Here is a 352-nt window from a genome sequence, read left to right on the forward strand (position 1 = left end):
CGAAGAGTTTTACGCACCCAGCTAAATGATGCTATTGAAACTCACGAGAAGATTAGTCAGTACATGATCGACCAAGGGTATTATCATCCAAGTGATCTTGATGAACAGTTAAAAGTAGATTTAAAAGCATCTAAAAGTGCATTGAAAATTGCTGATTAATATTAAATTGCTATTGGAGGAATGATGATGGCTAAGGATAAGCGTCAAAAAAGAAAAAGCAAATCATAGAGTTGCTGAGGAAAATTATAAAAATGAGCATTATCAAGGAGATTCTCAATTTGAAAAAGGATTAGCGGAAACGCACGAGCAAGTGTCCGATGACTATCATGAAGGAACAATTGATCGCAAACTT

1 protein-coding gene and 1 pseudogene are annotated in these 352 nt (G+C 35.2%); both read left to right on the forward strand.

Going from position 1 to position 352, the window contains the following annotated elements; all coding sequences use genetic code 11:
• The coding region (locus A194_RS19140; RefSeq protein WP_017187872.1) for a spore coat protein at window positions 1–159 on the forward strand (159 nt) is incomplete at its 5' end.
• Window positions 160–208: 49 nt separating this feature from the next.
• Window positions 209–352, forward strand: a pseudogene (locus A194_RS19950) (DUF4025 domain-containing protein); the annotation flags it as partial.

This window comes from Alkalibacillus haloalkaliphilus C5, from assembly GCF_000269905.1.
Classification (GTDB): Bacteria; Bacillota; Bacilli; order Bacillales; family Alkalibacillaceae; genus Alkalibacillus; species Alkalibacillus haloalkaliphilus_A.